The sequence below is a fragment of the Pseudomonas sp. BIGb0164 genome (genome assembly GCF_024810135.1).
Classification (GTDB): domain Bacteria; phylum Pseudomonadota; class Gammaproteobacteria; order Pseudomonadales; family Pseudomonadaceae; genus Aquipseudomonas.
In genome coordinates this window covers 717,082-737,197 of record NZ_JANUEA010000003.1, presented here as the reverse complement: position 1 = coordinate 737,197, position 20,116 = coordinate 717,082, and the positions used below count along the sequence as shown (strand labels likewise).

Genomic DNA, 20,116 nt, shown 5'->3' with positions numbered 1-20,116 from the left:
TTCAGGGCATACGCTGTGAGGGCTGTCATTTGCTTTGCGCCTGTTTCAGAGCCAGCACGTCTTTGGGCGTGACCATGTCGCCTTTGTTGTTGCCCCAGGCGTTGCGTTCGTAGGTCACCACGGCGGCGATATCCACTTCCGAAAGCTGCTTGCCAAACGCCGCCATGGCGGTGCCGGGCTTGCCGAAATAGACACGGTGCAGGTGGTCTTCCTTAGGCCCAATGGCGATTGGCGAGCCCTTGAGCGCCGGGAACATCGGCGGCAGGCCCTGGCCCTCGGCCTGGTGACAGGCCACGCAGGTGGTGTGGTAGACCTTGTCTCCACGGGCCACCAGTTCGTCCAGCGTCCACTCTTTGGAGGTCAGCTCCTTGAGCTTGGCGGCTTCTTCCTTACGCTCGCCGAGCCAGGTGTCGTAGTCGGCCTTGGACTTGACCTCGACCACGATGGGCATGAAGCCGTGGTCCTTGCCGCACAGCTCGGCGCACTGGCCCCGGTAGATGCCGGGCTTCTCGATACGGGTCCAGGCCTCGTTGACAAAACCGGGGATGGCATCGCGCTTGACCGCAAAGGCCGGCACCCACCAGGAGTGGATCACGTCGGCCGCCGTCACCAGGAAGCGCACCTTGGCGCCCACCGGAAGCACCAGCGGCTGGTCGACTTCGAGCAAATAGTGCTCGCCCTTGGTGGCCTGGTTGTGGATCTGTTCGGCGGGCGTGGCCAGGTTGCTGAAGAACTCCACGTCCTGGCCCAGGTATTTGTAGTGCCACTTCCACTGATAGCCGGTGACCTGGATATCGATATCCGACTCACTGCTGTCGTAGATGTTGATCAGGGTCTTGGTCGCCGGAATAGCCATGGCCACCAGGATCAGCAGGGGCACCACGGTCCAGAGGATTTCCACGGTCGTGCTCTCGTGGAACTTGGCGGCCACCTGGCCCGTAGACCGACGGTGCAGGATCATCGACCAGAACATCGCGCCAAACACGACAATGCCGATTACCACACAGATCCAGAAAATGGTCATGTGCAGGTCAAACACGGCGTGACTGACTTCAGTAGCCCCTGGCGCCATATTCGTTGTCCAGGCGGCTTGCGCCTGGCCGAATACTGACCACAACAGTAGGCCCATCCAAACGTGTGGATGTCGCGTCATTGCGGGTTCCCCTTTATGTTTCTTGTTATCCCGCCGGTTTGCACCTGCGGCGAAGGGAGCGGCTTCCATACTGCTTACAACCGCCTTGCCTTGCCTGCTTCATGCAGTTGGGCGTCATCAGCTAATTGCGTACAAATCCGAGTATAGACACGCCTTGCAACCCCGCAATGTGTAGGGGCAAATGAGTAAAAACAGACGGCCGGAGCCAATAAAACCGGGAGCGGAATCGTTTATCCGACGAACGATGGCAATTCGATATAACGGAGGCGCATAACCATGAAATAATTATGACAAATGCGTCTGAGGCGCTCGTATAAACGAGCTACCTTATCCTCTCCCTTTTCCTACGCCTGCATCACTGGAGCTTTCATGAACACCGCCGCATTGCGCGAGCAGATTTCCCGTGCCCATCAACACGAAGCCAGCACTGGCCAGCTTGCCCAGCAACTGGAAAAACAATTGCCGCACCTGCACTCGGCCATCTCCCTGGCTGACGGTGATCGCAACATTGTCATGACCCGCTTTGTCACCGCCTACATCGACCTCGTCCCCGACCTGCTGGACGCCGCCAATGACGTGGCCCGCGAAGCCGGCATCGAAAGCCAGATCAAGCCGGTACTGAAAATCGCCGAGCATTTCTTCCTGCAGCCGCCTGCGATCCTGGCCGGCCACGAAGGGCTCGACGGCCTGCTGGACGAGGCCTACCTGGCCCATCGCCTGGTGGAAGAGGTCAACGACCTGTACATCAAGCATTTCGGCCAGCCGTTGATTCCGGCGGATACCACGGTTGCCAACCTGATCGCGCACCAATTGATTGGCGAGCAGTTTGCCAACCAGCTGGATGAAGCGGTGCACTTGGCCGTGGATGAAATGTTGAACGAAGACAGTTTTGCACTGGAGTCGGTTGAAGCGTACCGCGAGACCCTCAAGAGCCCGGATACGGAAGCAGCGTGGAAGCGTTGGCCGTGCCTGTCGCGCCAGCTAGGGGTTGAGTTGGCGCTGGATCAACCGGCTTAATTTTCCGGGCCGCAAACGATCAACTGTGGGAGCTGGTTTGCCCTAATGCCAGTCAGTTAAGCGCAACACGACCTCTGTAGTGAGCGGGCTTGTCGAATCGTCGCACCGCCCGCGCTGGGTGGCGCAGCCGCCCTAATCCGGTCGCCGCGCTCTTCCAGACAGAACTCAGTTGTCTGGTTTCGGGGCCGCTTCGCAGCCCAGCGCGGGACAAGCCCGCTCACTACAAGAGCTTGGCCGCCCTTTGGTTCCTTAACTAACTGGCAAGCCAGCGCCTACAGGGTGGGTTGTGGTGTCAGGCGGGCGCGGAGCCCAGGCCTGTCGTCGTCCGCTCACGGCCTTCCAGCCGTCGCTTCAAGCCGCGCGCCTCGATCACCAGCGTCGAGCCCTTCGCCACATTCGCCCGTCCCCATTCCTCCAGCAACTCCAGGCAGGAGTGGTCGATGTAACTCAGGTTGCTCAGTGGCACATGCACGGTAGTCCCCGCAGGCACCGTCGCCAGCACTTGAGTCAACGCCGGCACTTTCAGAAAGGTCGCCGCACCGACCAACCGCAATTCCATCTCGCCTTCCTGGGGCAGGTCGATCAAGCTGACTTTCAGCCGCGAAGCCTTGAGGGCCAACGTGACCAACGTCAACCCGAAGCCGATCAATACACCTGTCAGCAAGTCGGTAAAGACGATCGCCAGTGCCGTCGCCGAATAAGTCAGCATCGGCATCCGCCCATAGCGCCCCAGCGCCTTGAATGCCTTGAGGTCAACCAACTTGATCCCGGTGTACACCAGCACGCCCGCCAGGCTCGCCACCGGAATGCTCTGCAGCACACTCGACAGCAACAGCACGAACGCCAGCAGCCACAGGCCGTGGAACATCGCCGACAGGCGCGTCGTCGCCCCGGCTTGCACGTTGGCCGAACTGCGCACGATCACCCCCGTCATCGGCAAGGCGCCGACCAGGCCACACAGCATATTGCCTACACCTTGAGCGGATAACTCCTTGTCGAAATCAGAACGCTGACCGCTGTGCATGCGGTCTACCGCGGCGGCGGAGAGCAGGGTTTCGGCACTGGCGATAAACGCCACGGCAAAGGCGGCGATCAGCAGTTGTGGGTCGGCCAGATTCAGCAAGTCACTGGGACGCAGCCAGTCGATGGCGTCCGCAAGGTTTTCCGGAACTTCCACGCGCTTGACCTGCAAGGCCAGCACCAGGCTTGCCACCGTGGTCAGACCAACACCCAACAAGGCGCCCGGTACAAAACGCAGGCTCTGCGGGCGTAATTTATCCCACAGGTACATCACCAACATCGTCGACAAGCCGAGCAGCCCCGCTTGCCAGCCAAGGCCACCACCCAGGGTGGGAATGGCTTCAGCGAGAGCCGCCGGGAACCCGGCCAGGTTGTCCAACCCCGAAGGCTTGGGCGCACCATCGAGCATCACGTGGACCTGTGACAGCACGATCAGCACACCGATCCCCGCCAGCATGCCGTACACCACGGCGGGCGCCGTGACCCGGAACCAGCAGCCCAGGCGCAAGCGCCCGGCAACCAATTGCAGGAAACCCGCCAGCAACAGGATCGGCCCCAGCATCAGCATGCCGTGCTGACGCACCAGCTCGAACACCAGCACCGCCAACCCGGCAGCCGGGCCGCTGACCTGCAGGGGCGACCCCGCCAGCCAACCCACTACCAGGCCGCCGATGATCCCGGTAATCAGGCCTTTGGCCGGCGGCATGCCGGACGCAATCGCAATACCCATGCACAAGGGCAGGGCGACCAAAAACACCACCACAGAGGCGAGCAGCTCCCGCGGCAGTACAGCTTTCAATTGAGCAGCACGCATGATGACTCTCCCGAGGCATTCGCCGGGCGTGGCAACGCCTGGCTGCTCTAATGGCAGCCATCGCGTTACCCGGCAAGGAAGTGTTTTAGAAGCGCGCTTTAGGCGTCGCGCATGGGATCGGCCCGTCGCCGCTCAACGAGCGGAAGGCCGACTGGTCGGCGTCGTAGGCGCGGATCTCACTGGTCTCGATGTTGTAGATCCAGCCGTGGATAAACAATTGACCATTGGCCATGCGCGAAGCCACGGAAGGGTGGGTGCGCAGATGTTGCAACTGGGCGATGACGTTTTCTTCAGTCAGCACCTTCATGCTTTCGCCTTCGTTGGCACAGTCGCAGTTGTCCTCAACCATCGACTTGGCGACCTCGGCATGGCGCAGCCAGGCCCTGACCGTCGGCATCTTCTCCAGACTGGCAGGGTTGAGCACCGCACGCATGGCACCGCAGTCGGAATGCCCGCACACGATGATGTGCTGCACGCCCAAGGCCAGTACCGCGTACTCGATGGCGGTGGAAACACCACCGTTCATCTGCCCGTAGGGCGGCACCACGTTGCCGACGTTACGGGTTACGAACAGATCGCCTGGAGAGCTTTGGGTAATCAGCTCAGGGACGATGCGCGAGTCGGCGCAGGTGATGAACATCGCCCGCGGGCTCTGGGCCGTGGCGAGTTTCTTGAACAGTTCTTCCTGCTGGGGGAAGACGTCGTGATGGAAATGCAAAAAGCCGTCAACAATATGCTTCAGCGCTGCATCGGCGGTTTCAGCCACCTGAGGGGCTGATGCCGACGCAGCCAACGGCTGTTTATCCTTGTCACTCATGATTCATCCTCTTGATTAAGGCGGGGGAATATTCAGGCCAGTTCGACGCCGGCTCAGGGCAATAGTTGTGAAATGCCACAGAGCAGGCTTCCGACCCATCAGTCACTCGCTGAACAAGGTAACCATCTAAACTTAATTCAAACTGAACAAACCGCTCTAGGTCGCAGGTTTCAGTGATATCAATGTGCGACCATTCCTACATAAGAACGCTCTTATCCTGACTAGTCTACCTATAACAATGCCATCTGCCTGCCCGGTGGGCAGAACGCTGTGCAATCCAGATTAAACCCCTCCCGACGATTGAGCCCCAGGCGTTTGATCGCCTTGCTGAAGCGCTGGGCCAGCAAATCGGCAAACGGCCCCTCGCCACGCATGCGCACGCCAAAGCGGCTGTCGTACACCTCGCCACCCCGCACTTGCCGCACCAGGCTCATCACATGGGCCGCTCGCTGCGGGTAATGCGCCGCCAGCCATTCCTCGAACAGCGGCGCCACCTCAAGGGGCAGGCGCAGCATCATGTAGGCTGCACTTTGAGCACCGGCTGCGTGGGCTTCCGTGAGCAGGCTTTCGAGCTCGCTGTCGTTGATCATGGGGATCATCGGCGAACACAGCACCCCCACCGGGATACCCGCCTCACGCATCACCCGGATCGCCCGCAACCGCGCCTTGGGCGCCGCCGTGCGCGGCTCCAGGATGCGCTTGAGTTCGTCATCCAGGCTGGTGAGGCTGATCATCACCGCCACCAGTCGCTGCTTGGCCAGCTCAGTGAGCAAATCAAGGTCGCGCAGGATCAGCGAGCCCTTGGTGATGATCGTCACCGGATGCCGGTAGCGCAGCAGCACTTCAAGGGTTTGACGGGTGATCCTGTATTCGCGCTCGATGGGCTGGTACGGGTCGGTATTGGAGCCCAGGTTGATCGGCGCACACATATAGCCCGGTTTCGACAACTGCTGCTCCAACACATCGGCGGCGTTGCTCTTGGCAATCAACTTGGTCTCAAAGTCCAGCCCGGGGGACATGTCCCAATAGGCATGGCTGGGCCGCGCGTAGCAGTAGATACACCTGTGGTACGCTATAAGACCCTCACATGTCCGGTCCACCTGCCATGCAACGAAAATGTTACTCATACGTTCGTTTTTCTCAAAAAAAACAGGAACTTGGGACGTCCTTTGCCAGACAAAGCGATATTCAGCATTTCGTTGATAAGCACAACCTTATAGTAGATACAACCTTGGAGGATTTGGGCGTTTCTGCTTTTCGAGGCAAAAATGCCAAGCAGGGTCAATTAGGTGGATTTATTGACCTTGTAGAAGGGGGGTTGATTGAACCAAATTCAATTCTGCTGATTGAAAACTTTGACCGTTTATCAAGACAGAAGATTATTAAATCAACGCAGATATTTCTTAACCTTCTTAACCGTGATATTGATATTGCTGTATTAGATACAGGAAAAATCTACTCCAAGAACAATCTTCTTACGTCAGATTTCTTCATTGCTGTTATTGAGTTTGAGAGAGCAAACGCAGAATCTTCACGCAAAAGCGATTTCACAAGTTCGGCTTGGAATATTCATCGTAATGAAATGAGAAATAGCAAAGCCGTAAAAACTCGCAAAACGCCTTCTTGGATAGGTGTTTCAGGAGTTGTTAAGGCACGTCCAGGTGATGAACCTGCAAAATTTTTCGTGATTGAAAATGAAGCTAATAAAATTAGGAAAATTTTCGATTTAGCATTATCAAGAGGATTGAGCGAAACAGCCAAAGCTGTGAATGAGTGGTTAGAATCATCAGAACCTAAATACTCCATTCATCAAATTCAATATCTTCTTAAAAACAGGAAGGTCATAGGCGAACATCAGCCAATGAAGTTTCACGAAGGTGAAACAGGTGAAATGAAGCTCATACCAGAAGGTCCGACTATACACGACTATTATCCTGCCATTATAGATAAGTCAATTTTTGAAGAAGTACAAGAGAAAATATCTGGACGAAAACCATTCTCGGGACGATTCAATAAATCCCGATTGAACATATTTCAAGGATTTATAAAGTGCTATCACTGCAATGGTACTGTCAGGTTCATGGACAAATCAGGTGAAGGAAGAAGCAACAAACAATATTTCGTTTGTACTAATTCAATGACAAACAAATGCCAAGTTAAGTGGCGCTTGTCTTACAGTGCAAGTCAGACAATGCAATATTTCTTTGAAAAAACTGACAAGCTAAACTTGTCTGAAATTTTTGAAAATGATTCTGACTTGCTCAGATTAAACACAGAACTAAAAAAACATGAGAGAGACCAAAAGAATAACTCATTACAACTGGCACGTCTCAAAACTCAAATTAAAGAAATTCTGATTCAAGGGAAAGACATTTCGTCAACACTAAATGAAATGATGATAGAGTTTGAGAATCTTCAAAAAGAACTTTCTTCAAAAATAGATTTATTGCGTGTTGAAAAAAATCAATACATAACACGGTTGGAAATTTCCAGAAGCTTCACTCAGCAAAATATTCTTGAACTGTTGAATGACAGGAGTGATGAAGGAATCCGAAAACGGATCTCGATAAATAATCACCTTTCTCAAATTGTGGAAGAAATAAAAATCTTCTGGCGTGGTTTTTCCAAGAAAGATTTAATTACTGGAAAGTCAGATAAGCGTTCTGCTGGTGAACCTGCTTTATTTATCAGATTCAAAAATGGCACAACAAGAATCATCATTGAAAAAGAAATGATTCGGGACGAAGAAGATGTTGGAGCAAGAACTTTTGTAGAGAGTTTCAAAGAAATGCATGATGAGTTGATTCAATTTAATTCTCTGGCTGACACCAAATATTAGGTTAGCCCTTTCAGTTAGACAATTTAAAATTGTCTAACTGAAAGTACTTCTATTAAGGTCAGCTTAAAACTTGATTTCAATTTCAATATGCTAATATATAACTAAGTGTTAGGAAGTGAATTAGTAGGAAGTGAATATTTTAAGTAACTCGCTACACTATCCCCACACTTTCTGGCGCTTCGCTGGAAAGTGAGGGAATAGTGGCTCGCAATTGGTCATTGAGACAGAAACAAAATCAAAGGCAAATGCACTAAAAAAATCTAAAAAATTATCGCTGTCGCTTATATTTTTTCCGATTTGTTTAGCCGTGAGGGTTATAAAAACTTGGCAACTTGCCAACTTTTCTAACACCACACTAAAACAAAAAAGAGAAAGTTATGAAAAAAATCACAATACTTTATAGACAAATCAACTACAAAAATGCTGATAAGGGCATAGGTTCACTTAGACAGTCTTTAAAACATTCACTGAGAATCACCCCAAGTAATCCTACAAAAAAATTAGAATGGGACGAAGATAAATCAAGCGAAAATCAGATTTATGACTTTGAATCAAATAAAATAAAGAAGCTGGATTCTTTATCACAAGATGAAAGAATCGCTCTTATTAAATCGATTGTTGATGATGTAAAAATAAATGTTAAAGCCAATAATATTGACACAACAAACAAAAATGATTTGAGCAAGTACAGAGCCAAGCTCAATAAGATAATCAAACAGTCAGTTGATAATCCTGAGCTATGTTCATACCTGAATCAAATAATTTCTGCAAAGACCAATCTTGACGCTGATGAAGAAAAAACTAAATTTGGTCAATTTCAAATGAGCCGAATGAAAGACAAAATCAATTGTCTTGGTAAATTTATTGAGTTACACAACAAGGTTCTCACACCAAGCAACAAGAAAGAATTTGTTTTGAATGAGGCAGTTATTCAAGAAGCTTTTTTTAAAATCCCATCTCGAAACAACGTAGAAATTCCACTAAAAGACCTGATACAGATTCAAGCTTCTTTCTATAAAAGAAACTTTCCAGATTATTCTTTGAAAGCATTGGTGGTTCATTGCGATGAAGCAGACCCTCACAGCCATATATTTGTTTCGACCAAAAACAATAAGACTAATAAATATGATTTGCTAAAAGCCCAATATGCATTTGTTGAAAAAAATATTGACAAGGAGAGGTTGGAAGTTTTGAACAATGAGCCAAGTGATTATAAAAGGAAGAAATTACAGGCTGAATATTTTCAAGTCCTTTTCTATAAACACGCAAATAGCTATTTACACAACTACAACCTTGAAGCAACTGTATTGGAAAAGACAGAAGAGAACAAAGCCCGTTTAAGGGAGATTGAAAAAGATGCAAAATTGCCCAAAATTCAGCGTCAGTTTAATCTTAACAATTTACGCTTAAAAGAACAGCAAGAGGAAATCTCAGAATTAAAAACAGAGCTTGCCGCAACGAATGAAGAACTATCATCATCAAAGAAAGATTATGAGTTAGAGTCGCTCAAGCACAAAAAACTAAAATTTGCGAATTTCAAACTCATCGAAGACAATAAAAAACTCACAAGTGATGTTCAAAGCTTGTCCGATAGATTTAAAGCTATGACTAACAGCCTTGCAAGCATTGCCGCTTCAATTAGTGATTATGTAATAGATTTAATGAAAAAAGTAAATTCTGAAAAATCCAGATACGAAATTGAAGCAAAGCAAAACTTGTTCTATGAGCAGTTTGAGACACTTGACCCAGTTAATGAAATAATTGATGAAATGGCTGATAATGTCCAAGGTTTTTCAACCCAAGAGAAAGTAAGAAGTTTGAAACTGCCGGGCATTTGATGCTTTTGCTTTTAGCTGAAATGGCTTTAAGCCAATTCCCCCTTGGGGGTTAGGGGGGCATTAAAACCCCTATGTAAATATAATAGAAAGGAGACATCACGGATAACGTGGCTTACAGCCGTTTTTCCTCACTCTATGAGTTAGATTTTCTCATCTGGCAGATGGGGTTTTCTCATCTATCAGATGAGGAGTTTTCCTCATCAAAAATAATTAGTAAATAAATGTAGTTTCCTCATTGACTTCAGTGAGGATTATGTATAATAGATATATAACAACATAAAACTACAATGAATCAACCTAATAAAACCAAGAAAATCCTCAAACACAGTGTCAAAGAAACTTACGACAGTGTAACCGGGGAATTAACAAAACAAGAGGAAGTGACCGCTTTTTCAGTGTCTTCTGAGCCTGCTTTTGTAAAGTTATACTTAGATGGTATACAAGCAATATATAAGCTCAACTCTTCAAACCATTCAGTTCTGAATGAGCTATTAAAAATCACAAACTATGGCGGTGAGATAATCCTTAACGCAGCTGTAAAAAAACGCATTTGCGCCTTTCTGAATACTTCTATCGGAACATTTGACAACACTCTTCTTATCTTAAAAAAATCTGACATCATCAGGCAAAAAGACAGAGGCTGCTACATGGTAAATCCTGAATTGTTTGGTAAAGGTCCATGGGTAGAAGTTTATAAGGACAGAGCTAAATACAAGAAATTAAAAATGACAATAGAATATTCGGGGTCTAAACAAGCTAAAAGAACGGTAAAAACTGAACTGGTTGATGACCCAGAAGCCATTCTATTAGAAGCGAATCTTAGAGGCATTACGAGTGATGAACTATTAGCCGAAATAAACCATATTGAAGAAATTAATTTTGATGGTCCATCACCGTTTGATGATTTAGAAGAATATGATGATGGTGATGCAGTATGAGTAAGATTAATGAATATCAAATTGACTATGATTATTATGTTGTAAGACTTGCTTCTAAACAAAAGTTACAGCTTGAATATATGGCTAGGATTTTAGAAACGAAAAGCTTGAAATACACAGTGGAAACTCTTATTGAATCAGCTTTTATCAACTGCTTAGCTTATCAAGAAGATGATTTATCTGATGAGGTAACAGAATGAGTGGAAGAGGGTTTGACTGTATATTGGTGCCTTTTCTCATCATGTTTATGTTTCTTTTGAATGTGAAATACCCATTCATGCCGCCGTTCACTAACGGAATGGCAAAAGACGGCTTTGGAAAAGCTATTGTAGTTACACGTCAGGAAGCAATAAGAAACGAAGAACAAGAAAAAAAGCGAGTTGAAAACCTGGTAAAAGAAGCGGCAGAAATAAAAGAAAGTTACGCCCAAGCTTATAAAGACTGTAACGGAAAATCATGGTCGAAATATGGTTCAACAAGCGCAATATCTGTTGAGTATTCATTCAATTCTTATGATAAGACATGCTACAAAACAACGATGGAAGGAGATTTAACGAAGGGTACTGAAGGTATGTATAGAGATAATTTTAAAATCACTTATGAAACTGATTTTGTTCGTAGCGAATTGCGGGATTATATGCTTGTGTATCGACAATAAGAGCAAAATCAAAAGCGGTTTAAAGCCATTTCGCTAGCACCTGACGGTGCTCTGAGGTTGAGTTAGCTGTTTCCATTGACCGTCTCAAAAAGACGCTCCTAAGAGCGTCTGACGGTCAAATCAGGAGTTACTGAGCAGTGATTACATGACCACTACTCGAACCATAAAACTTCCCACTGACCATTCCTTTTTTATGATAGTCATTAAGTAATTTTAAGAAATTCTCAACATCATCCTTATTTTCGATGAGAATCTTACCGTCAGCGGTAAATTTCAATTCCTTTTTTTCAAACGTATGTAAAACGTTCTTCATATTCTCAATTTCTAACTGCCCAATACCCGTATGGTTTTGCTTACGAGCAATGTTCGCAACCATCCTCATCAAGGATGGTTTTGCACTTATTTCTTCTTGTAATAACTCAATTCCTTCGAGAATATCTTGCTGTGTCATTTCTGCAACCACTGCATTAGCATTTTCTACAAATTCGTCTTCAAGGCTTACGATTTTTTCGAAAGCCCCTTTCCCAAAGATATAAAATGTATTATCTAACAAGACACAGTCTGCTTTATTGTCGAAACTGATTGACTCTAACTTTACTTCCACCAGTCGGGCATCATCAGAGTCAAACCACGCTACGAATTTCTCCCCCGAAGTTTGCGCTTCGTCAGTAGCGATTTTAGTTGGCGCTGTTTTTCTAAAAGCCAAAACAGACTTATTCCCTTTACTAAACTTCACGCAATATGCCCAAAGTTTGTCTTTGACATCGTGTAGTGATTTTATATTTTCAGCCGCGCCAGCATCAATTATACCCCAAACTGATGGGGCTACTTTCATTGCATTTGCGTCAGGATACTTATGCACAACATTAGGTGAGTCATCGGCAATAACTTTATAATCTTCAAACTTTACATCTGGTCTGCCGACGACTTTACAGATCTGAGTTTTTAGACTTTTAATAAAAAACTTATTCAGCTTGTCTGAAGAATCTGTTTTTTTAACGTCATATGTAAATGTTTGAACTTTGTTGACTTTTTTGGTGCGCCTCTGAATGAAAAAAAGTTGTACTACCAAACCGTCCTCATTGAGAAGACCATCTTCCGCTATCAACTGCTGAATACTCATCCGTTTCTCCTAAGCTACACCATAGCTAAGTTTATGTGCGATTCGCTTAGGTCGAAGGATATCCCCTTCCTCCAAAAATCGCTCCTTGGTTAAAACAATTGTTTTCTTTGCCTTGCCTGTATTGTCTTTATATTCAATTTGATATAACGAGTACCAAAAGCTTAACGTAGGATTTATCAGCATCATAGAGGAATTAGAATAAATAGCATAAGTCACCGACATCAAAGCGATTATCGGAACTAACTGACTTATATTTGATAAGTCCTGAAATACGAAAGGAATTATGTATGTGAATAAGTATGCAATAGCTTCGCTATTTTTATTTTCTACGTCTGTGACGGTAATTTCCTCACCGCTCTCGCTTGCTCTTCTCTCTAAATTTCGCAGCAAGATAAGAAGACCAATAAAACTAATAATGGAGATTATGACTAGAAACGAAGACACTCCGAAATACCGAAAAAAGTTTAAGGCTGTTTCTTTCGTTATTTCAACTGGGTGTAGGTAATCTTTGTTTTGATAAATCTGTTGAAAAATCATTATGGCAAATAAAGGTGTATACGACACGATGAACAAAGAGAATCTCGCTCCGCGCTTCAATCCGTGTCGCCGTGTGTGACTAGCCATATCACCATCTCCTTTGGTCGAGTCAGCATAGCTGATAGCTATTTGATAGCAAAGCGCATTGAGTCAAACCAGCACTGGGACGATACGCACAGCATTTTTCAGATTGTTTCACTTGAGTATCCTTTCACAGAGTAGATACAGCCATGCTCGCAACCTCGGTAAGGGTTGATTGAGCGATCAAACGGCAGGTCCGGCGAGTTGTTGCGGGTGATGATGGTCTTGGCCGTTTCAATGCGCACTTCAGTGCCCTGGGTGGGTGGCACTTCCTGGTACCAGCCGTCGTCCTCGACCACGCTGACGGTGGGCGCGAAGCGGTTGTGCAGGTTGGTGGCAGTGCCCCGGCCACGGGGCGGCAACGGAGTAGACATGAAAACGCCTCGATACTGTTTTTATATACAGTATCGAGGCGCAAGGGTTCTGACCAGTGCCGTTTGGCGGTCAAGTACGCGTCAGTGTTTTTGCGTCACTTGGCCCAGGTCATCGCCCGAGGTGGTGCGCATATCATTCTTGCGCAGGTCCGCCACGTCACTGGCCTTCACAGGCGTGCCCTTGTTACCCCAACTGCCACGCACGAAACTGACCACATCCGCCACTTCCTGGTCCGACAGGCGCCACGCAAACGCGGGCATGGTGAAGGTAGACGGCGCCGTGTGGGTGGCCGGCAAGGTGCCGCCGTTCAACACGATATTGATCAAGGACGTCGCATCCGCCGTCTGCAACACGGGGTTGCCCGCCAGCGCCGGGAATACACGCGTGTAGCCGTGGCCGTCGGTGCGGTGGCAAGCCGCGCAGTTGTCGATATACACCGAGGCGCCCGGCTTGCTGTCATCGCCTTTCCACAGCGCGTCAGCCACCTGCTTGTCGTACAGGTGCGGCTGATCTTTCGGATCCACCGCCGGCAGGCTCTTGAGGTAACGGGCGATAGCGGTCAGGTCATTTTCCGACATGTACTGCATGCTGTGGACCACCACATCGCTCATGCCGCCGAACACCGCGCTGCGGTCACTGCGACCGGTCTTGAGGAATTGCACCAGTTGCTCCTCGCTCCAACTGCCGAGGCCGTCCTTATGGTCACCGCGCAGGCTTTTGGCGATCCAGCCTTCCAGCGGCGCACTGCCGGACAAGAATGCATTGCCGTCAGTGGCGCTCAGGGCTTTTTCCTGCATCGTCAGGGCACGCGGCGTATGGCACGCGCCGCAGTGGCCCAGGCCTTCCACCAGGTACGCACCGCGGCTGATCACCGGGTCGGCAGCCGCCTGTGGTTGCACCTCTGCAACCGTCGGCGCGAACATCCAGCGCCATGCTGCCAACGGCCAGCGCATGCTCAGGGGCCAAGGAATATCGCTGTCCTTGTTCTCTTGGGCAACCGGTTCCACACCCTTCATGAAGTACGCATACAACGCCTGCATATCGCTGTCGCTGACGCGTGCGTAAGACGGGTAGGGCATCGCCGGGTAAAGCGTACTACCGCTCTTGGCGACGCCATGGCGCACGGCCTTGTCGAAGTCCTCGAAGCTGTAGTCGCCCAGGCCGGTCTTGTCCGGGGTGATGTTGGTGGAATAGATCACGCCGATGGGCGTTTCCATCGGCAGGCCACCGGCGAAGGGTTTACCGCCCTTGGCGGTGTGGCAGGCCACGCAGTCGCCGGCGCGGGCCAGGTATTCGCCCTGCTTGATCAGGTCGGTGTCAGCCGCACTGCCGGAACAGCTGCTGAAGAGCGCCAGGGAGGCGATAACGAATGCTTTCATGGTCATCGCTCCTTATGCCTGAACCAGTGGGCCGGGTTTTTTCAGGTACTGCTCGCGGATCGCCCGCGCCGACCAATAGGCCAGCGCCGCCACCAAGCCGGTCGGGTTGTAGCCCAGGCCTTGTGGGAAAGCGGACGCGCCCGGGACAAACACGTTGTGCACATCCCAACACTGCAGGTAGCGGTTCAACGCGCTGGTTTTCGGGTCGGTGCCCATGATCGCGCCGCCATTGAGGTGGGTGGTCTGGTACGAGGCGGTGTTGAAGTGCTCACCGACTTTCTTGCCCAGCAGCGCGATGGCCTTGGGGTTCATCGCCTGCGCGACCTTGCCCATTTTCTCGACCATGAAGCGGTTCATCTTGATGTCGTTTTCCTGCCAGTCGAACGTCATCCGCAACAACGGCAGGCCGTAGGCATCGCGGTACACCGGGTCCAGGTCCAGGTAGTTGCCCCGGTAGGATTGATGGGCACCGTGGGCGTCCATCGACACCTGGTGGGTGTAGTAATCGGCGGTAGCGCGCTTCCAGGCACTGCCCCAGGCCGGGGTGCCCGGTGGGTTGGAGGTGCCGGCAATCGGCCGACTGCCCGCCTGGTTGACCCACATCGGTGAGCCGCCGACAAAGCCATGCGGCCCGTGGTCGAAGTTGTCGGCGTTGAAGTCGTCGATGGCCACGCCATTACCACCCGCACCGATGAAGTTGTTGGTGTGGGTGTCCTTGTCGAAGAACGCCTTGATGGTCGCCATGTTCTGGTAGGCGAAATTTCTGCCCACCACGCCTTCATTGGTGATCGGGTCGTAAGGTTTGCCGATACCCGACAGCAGCATCAACCGCACGTTGTTGAACTGGAAAGACCCGAGGATCACCAGGTCGGCCGGCTGCTCGCACTCACGACCCTGGCCGTCGATGTAGGTCACGCCGGTGGCCTTGCTCTTGGTGCTGTCGAGGTTGACCTTGAGCACGTGGGAATTGGGCCGCAGCTCGAAGTTCGGCACCTGGCGCAGGGCCGGCAGGATGTTCACGTTCGGCGAAGCCTTGGAGTACATGTAGCAGACGTAGCCGCTGCAAAAACCGCAGAAGTTGCATGGGCCCATCTGCGCGCCGTAGGGGTTGGTGTACGGCCCCGAGGTATTGGCGGACGGCAGGTTGTAGGGTTTGTAGCCCACTTCGGTCGCAGCTTTCTGAAACAGCTGTGCGGAGACGGTGTTTTTCTGTGACTCCAGCGGGAACGGGTTGGAGCGATCCGGCGCATACGGGTTACCGCCACGGCCTTCACCCACCAACTGCCCCTTGACCGTCCACGCCTGGCCCGAGGTGCCGAACACCTTCTCGGCGTAGTCGAAAAACGGCTCCAGCTCTTCATAGCTGACACCGAAGTCCTGGATGGTCATGTCCTTGGGAATGAAGTTTTTACCGTAGCGCTCTTCGTAATGGCTGCGCATGCGCAGCTCAATCGGGTCGACACGAAAGTGCACGCCCGACCAATGCAAACCTGCGCCACCCACGCCATTGCCCGGCAGGAATGCGCCCAACTGACGGTTGGGCAGAGCGACGTCATTCACGCTATGGCGAATGGTCACCGTCTCCTTGGAGATGTCCTGGAAGAGTTTTTTACGCACGCTGTAGGTCAGCTCGTCGATGACCTGGGGATAGTTGCCGTCCGGGTAAGTGTCCTGCATCGGGCCGCGCTCCAGCGCTACCACGTTAAGGCCTGCTTCTGTCAGCTCCTTGGCCATGATTGCGCCGGTCCAGCCGAAACCTACGATCACCGCATCCACTTTCTTCATGATGGTCGCCACGTTTATGCCCTCTCGCCGCGAATGGAAACAGCCGGGAAGGGGTATTGCTCGTTGCGTTCAACCCAGTCCATGAAGTCGGCGCGGGCGCCGGGGAAACCAATCATGGTCCAGCCGACCATGCCTTTGTTGCCGCCGTGGATCGGGTCGCAGAAGAACCCTTCCTTGGTGTTTTGCAGCAACAGGTTGAAGAACATTTTCGGAGGTACTGCTGCGAAATGCGCGCTGACCTCACTGCCGCCAGCCTCCAAACGACGCAACATATCGTCTCGGGTAGCGCTGTCTTGCGCAGCAAAAGCTTTCCCGTTGAACGCCTTCGACCACGCATCCGTGGCGGCGATACCCAGGCGATAGATTTCCTTGGGTACCAATTTGGACTGCCACCCCATCTCTGGCGGGGCGTCGGCGTTGAACGGGCCTTGCATGAACCACAGTGCGCCACTGGCGTAAGGCGTGTTCATCTGGCGGTCGATGTATTCCGGCGCGCCGGCTTCCAGCGCACCCGGGCCCTGCTCATCCGCGGGAATCAACTGCGCAACAGCAGCGTTGATGAAGGCCCACTCTTCGGCCGTGAAGTAGGTCGGTTCGTAGGGCTTGTCGCTGGCGGCCGACGGGGCGGGAGCAGCCTGGGCCGGCTCGGGCGTGGCCATCAGCATCGAGCCACCCAGGCCCGTGCTGGCAACCGTGACCACCGGGATCAAGGTCAAGGATTTGCGCAAAAAGTCACGCCGGGGGTTGTCTTGATCTTGATCAGACATAGAGGCACCTCATCATGAAGTCACGGGTTGATCAGCCGCTTCTGGGAGCAGCGTGAAGGTTTGCCAAGGCATGGGATCCAAGGGGATAGAACACACTGGCAATCAATAGTTACAAATGATAGCAGGCTAAGCATCGAGGGAATCGATTCAGCTTCAAAAACAGCGGATCAGATGCGCCGGTTCACGATCCTTTGACGCACACCTCACACCCCATTCACCCCCTCAAGACCACTCTGGGCGCCATTACCACTCCCTTATCGGGTCACGTCACGCATGTTCACTCTTCGATTGTTACCGGCCCTCAGCCTGGCGCTCCTTGCGATGTTTATCGGCGCCCCTGCCCAGGCCGACGATGCCACGTCTATCCGACCACCCGAGTGGGCTCAGCCAGTAGGCGACCAATTCAATCTGCATCAGATGACGCCCACGCTGTATCGCAGCGCCTTGCCAGACAGCAATGCGCTGCCCGTGTTGGACCAACTGAAAATCGGCACGGTGATCAACTTCTTGCCGGAGTCTGATTCGGCGTGGCTGAAGTCATCTGATATCAAACAGGTACAGTTGTCTTATCGCACCAACCATGTCGATGATTCCGACGTGCTCGCGGCGCTTAGGGCGATTCAGGAAGCCGAAGCCAACGGCCCGGTGTTGATGCATTGCAAACATGGCTCTGACCGCACCGGCCTGATGGCGGCGATGTACCGCGTGGTGGTGCAAGGCTGGAGCAAAGAAGATGCGCTGAACGAGATGACCCAAGGCGGCTTCGGCAGCAGCAACGGCTTCAAGGACGGTGTTCGCTACATGATGAAAGCGGATGTCGCCAAGTTACGCACGGCACTGCAGAACGGAGAGTGCAGCACCAGCGCCTTTGCCCTGTGTTCAATGAAAAGCTGGATGAACACGGCCAATTCCGACACCTGACTTCAGGGCGCGCGTCCCGAGGGTTCCTCTGAAAACAACCGCACCGACTCAAGCAATGAACGAGAGTGGCCGGGAGCGAGCACCTGCTCGCGAAACGCCCGACCCGTCGCGGCATTGAAAACACCTTCGCGCTCAAACCTTTTGAAGGCTCTGCGCGCCAGCACCTCAGACCATTGGTAGGCGTAATACCCACCTTCATATCCCGATACCAAATGGCTGAAGCTGTTGGCATAACGCACAGTGTCCAGCGACGGCAGGTGACCGACTTCACGGTTGGCGCTCGCAAATACGTGTTCAATGGTACGTCCATCGTCCTGTGAGCCGTGTACTTCGATATCAAACAATGCAAGCGTCAACGACTCTGCCTGCTCCCAGGAAGACTGGGTATCGGTATACAGGGCTTGTTGCCGAGCCATCGCCATGGGCAAAGACGCCCCCGTTTTGAAATGGCTGGAAAGCCATGCGAGACAATCCGGCGAGTCACACCAGCGTTCGAAGAACTGGCCGAAAAATTCCGCGCTGTCGATACCTGAGTCATCAGTACCCATTTTGGTGCGGTAACCGATGCCCACCAATAGTTGCTGCAAGCAATGACCGAACTCATGAAAAAGGATCTTGAGTTGCCGATGTCCGAGCAAACACGTCTCATCGGGGGTACCTTCAAACTGAGTGAACAGCACAGCCATCGGTTGCACCCTGCGACTTTCAGCCGTGGTCCAGCGGTTTCTCAACGATATTGCGTAGGGGTAACCCCCGTCATTTTGCCGATACGGCACAAAAAAGATCTGCCCCAGCACTTCACCATGTTCTGTTATCTGAAAGAGACGGATCCCGGAAGCCCAAGCATCGAAGCCATAAAGCTCGCTGATTTCGATACCAAACAGTTGCTTTACGAGCGCAAATAGCTGAGACAAGGTGTTCTCGAGAGGAAAATAGACGCGCAGATCATCTTCGGAAACCCCGCAGATTCTTTGCCGGATGATTTGCGCCAGGAACGCGAAATCCCAGGACTGCAGGCCTGTCAGTCCAAGCTCATGCCCCAACGCCTCAAGCACCTGTTTGTCATGTGCAAAGACTGTGCGTGATGACGCAATTTGGTCACGAATAAAATCCAGGACTTGATCCCTGGTCTCCAACATTTGCAGCTCGAGTGCCAATTCAACAAAATTGGCGTAACCCAATAGCATGGCTTTCTGATGACGGCTGACCCTCAGCATTTGCAACAAGGGGCCATTGTCGAACTGCCCAGCGTGCGGGCCCAGGTCAGAAGCACGCGTGTTGTAGGCAACGAAAATCTCCTCTCGCAATGTTCGATCCTGCGCGTAAGCCATGCATTCCCGGTAAATCTCGTCATTCAGGGTAATAAGCCAACCCTGCACGTTAGCCGCTCGCGCCTTTTGCGCCATCCGTGCCTTGAGGGTCGGGGTGAGTCCCTGCAATCGCGATTCATCGGTGATGTGTTTGCGCCACGCGTTGTTAGCCTGTTCCAGTCGGGTCAGGAACAATTGCTGGAGACCGGCAATTTTATGGTCGAGCATCACCCGTTTTTTCTGCATAGCCGGTTCCAGCTCAATGCCGGCCAGCCGAAATTTTTTCAGCGTGCGCTTCAGCAAACTCTGGCGGGACGCATCAAACAGCGCCGCAGATGAACTCGCGGCCAGCGCTTTGTAGCAGTCGTACAGCCCTTGATTACCTGTCAGCTCTTGGGTGAACGCTGAAGCCCGAAAAGTGGCCAGCGCACTGGCCTCCAACCATCTTGGGTCGGTAGTGGTGCTGTCGAGGATGTAAATCACCGATAGCACCTCGTCAATGCGGGAGGTAACGGCTTCCATCGCCAACATCAAATCATCCCAGTTTGGGTGGTGTCGCTGGCTGGCAATGATACGGGCTACTTCGGCGCGACTGCTCAGCACAATCGCGTCGATGGCAGGCACAAGGTGCTCGGCACGGATGGCCGAGAAAGGCGGCAGGTGATAGTCCTGCAACAGAGGGTTGAGGTCCGGCATGGTGCTTCCTTGATAACCGCAAAAGGGGGCAGCCATCCTGGAACACGC

16 protein-coding genes and 2 pseudogenes are annotated in these 20,116 nt (G+C 51.3%); 7 read left to right on the top strand and 11 right to left on the bottom strand.

Translation table 11 applies throughout. From position 1 onward, the window contains the following. Positions 1 to 25: 25 nt before the first annotated feature. Positions 26 to 1,153, bottom strand: coding sequence for a cytochrome c oxidase subunit II (gene coxB / locus M2394_RS11210; RefSeq protein WP_178923942.1), 1,128 nt, complete (start codon positions 1,151 to 1,153; stop codon positions 26 to 28). A 369-nt stretch (positions 1,154 to 1,522) separates the two neighbouring features. On the opposite strand from coxB, the gene M2394_RS11205 reads away from it, so the two are divergent. Then, positions 1,523 to 2,170, top strand: a complete 648-nt coding sequence (locus M2394_RS11205) for a hypothetical protein (RefSeq protein ID WP_178923943.1) — start codon at positions 1,523 to 1,525, stop codon at positions 2,168 to 2,170. Positions 2,171 to 2,462: 292 nt separating this feature from the next. On the opposite strand, the gene M2394_RS11200 is transcribed toward M2394_RS11205, so the two are convergent. From M2394_RS11200 to M2394_RS11190, 3 genes and pseudogenes are all read right to left on the bottom strand, one after another. Then, on the bottom strand, positions 2,463 to 4,004 hold the full coding sequence (locus tag M2394_RS11200; RefSeq protein ID WP_259172487.1) for a SulP family inorganic anion transporter: 1,542 nt from the start codon (positions 4,002 to 4,004) through the stop codon (positions 2,463 to 2,465). 85 nt (positions 4,005 to 4,089) lie between these two features. Further along, positions 4,090 to 4,821 carry a carbonic anhydrase gene (locus M2394_RS11195; RefSeq protein ID WP_178923945.1) on the bottom strand — a complete coding sequence of 244 codons (732 nt, stop codon included), beginning with the start codon at positions 4,819 to 4,821 and terminating at the stop codon, positions 4,090 to 4,092. Positions 4,822 to 5,051: 230 nt separating this feature from the next. Continuing rightward, positions 5,052 to 5,888 (bottom strand): annotated as a pseudogene (locus tag M2394_RS11190) (PA0069 family radical SAM protein); the annotation flags it as partial. Between the two features lie 20 nt (positions 5,889 to 5,908). On the opposite strand from M2394_RS11190, the gene M2394_RS11185 reads away from it, so the two are divergent. The 5 genes from M2394_RS11185 (at position 5,909) to M2394_RS11165 (ending at position 11,094) form a co-directional block, all read left to right on the top strand. Then, on the top strand, positions 5,909 to 7,660 hold the full coding sequence (locus M2394_RS11185) for a recombinase family protein (protein WP_259172486.1): 1,752 nt from the start codon (positions 5,909 to 5,911) through the stop codon (positions 7,658 to 7,660). 377 nt (positions 7,661 to 8,037) lie between these two features. Then, positions 8,038 to 9,498 carry a hypothetical protein gene (locus M2394_RS11180; RefSeq protein WP_259172483.1) on the top strand — a complete coding sequence of 487 codons (1,461 nt, stop codon included), beginning with the start codon at positions 8,038 to 8,040 and terminating at the stop codon, positions 9,496 to 9,498. 287 nt (positions 9,499 to 9,785) lie between these two features. Further along, positions 9,786 to 10,436: a replication/maintenance protein RepL gene (locus M2394_RS11175; protein WP_259172482.1), complete on the top strand. Its 651-nt coding sequence runs from the start codon at positions 9,786 to 9,788 to the stop codon at positions 10,434 to 10,436. After that, positions 10,433 to 10,636 (top strand): hypothetical protein, encoded by a 204-nt coding sequence (locus tag M2394_RS11170; protein WP_259172481.1) that lies wholly within the window; start codon positions 10,433 to 10,435, stop codon positions 10,634 to 10,636. The genes M2394_RS11175 and M2394_RS11170 overlap by 4 nt, the downstream gene beginning before the upstream one ends. A 77-nt stretch (positions 10,637 to 10,713) precedes the next feature. After that, entirely contained in the window at positions 10,714 to 11,094 is a 381-nt protein-coding gene (locus M2394_RS11165; protein WP_259172480.1) for a hypothetical protein, read from the top strand. A gap of 127 nt (positions 11,095 to 11,221) precedes the next feature. On the opposite strand, the gene M2394_RS11160 is transcribed toward M2394_RS11165, so the two are convergent. The 6 genes and pseudogenes from M2394_RS11160 to M2394_RS11135 all read right to left on the bottom strand — a co-directional run bounded on the left by M2394_RS11160 (position 11,222) and on the right by M2394_RS11135 (position 17,141). Next, positions 11,222 to 12,217, bottom strand: a complete 996-nt coding sequence (locus M2394_RS11160; protein ID WP_259172479.1) for a DUF4868 domain-containing protein — start codon at positions 12,215 to 12,217, stop codon at positions 11,222 to 11,224. A gap of 9 nt (positions 12,218 to 12,226) precedes the next feature. Further along, positions 12,227 to 12,841: a hypothetical protein gene (locus tag M2394_RS11155; RefSeq protein WP_259172478.1), complete on the bottom strand. Its 615-nt coding sequence runs from the start codon at positions 12,839 to 12,841 to the stop codon at positions 12,227 to 12,229. A 131-nt stretch (positions 12,842 to 12,972) separates the two neighbouring features. Further along, positions 12,973 to 13,209: pseudogene (locus M2394_RS11150) on the bottom strand (radical SAM protein); the annotation flags it as partial. A gap of 81 nt (positions 13,210 to 13,290) precedes the next feature. Continuing rightward, positions 13,291 to 14,589: a cytochrome c gene (locus M2394_RS11145; RefSeq protein WP_259172476.1), complete on the bottom strand. Its 1,299-nt coding sequence runs from the start codon at positions 14,587 to 14,589 to the stop codon at positions 13,291 to 13,293. Between the two features lie 12 nt (positions 14,590 to 14,601). Further along, positions 14,602 to 16,386 carry a GMC family oxidoreductase gene (locus M2394_RS11140; protein WP_259172475.1) on the bottom strand — a complete coding sequence of 595 codons (1,785 nt, stop codon included), beginning with the start codon at positions 16,384 to 16,386 and terminating at the stop codon, positions 14,602 to 14,604. A gap of 2 nt (positions 16,387 to 16,388) precedes the next feature. Beyond that, positions 16,389 to 17,141 carry a gluconate 2-dehydrogenase subunit 3 family protein gene (locus M2394_RS11135; RefSeq protein ID WP_178923949.1) on the bottom strand — a complete coding sequence of 251 codons (753 nt, stop codon included), beginning with the start codon at positions 17,139 to 17,141 and terminating at the stop codon, positions 16,389 to 16,391. A 273-nt stretch (positions 17,142 to 17,414) separates the two neighbouring features. Between M2394_RS11135 and M2394_RS11130 the strand changes: the two genes are divergently transcribed. Continuing rightward, a complete protein-coding gene (locus M2394_RS11130; RefSeq protein WP_178923950.1) occupies positions 17,415 to 18,062 on the top strand; it encodes a dual specificity protein phosphatase family protein in 648 nt (215 codons plus the stop codon). A 2-nt stretch (positions 18,063 to 18,064) separates the two neighbouring features. Here the strand turns inward: M2394_RS11130 and M2394_RS11125 are convergent, their stop codons facing one another. After that, positions 18,065 to 20,068 carry a M3 family metallopeptidase gene (locus tag M2394_RS11125; RefSeq protein ID WP_259172473.1) on the bottom strand — a complete coding sequence of 668 codons (2,004 nt, stop codon included), beginning with the start codon at positions 20,066 to 20,068 and terminating at the stop codon, positions 18,065 to 18,067. Between the last annotated feature and the right edge of the window lie 48 nt (positions 20,069 to 20,116).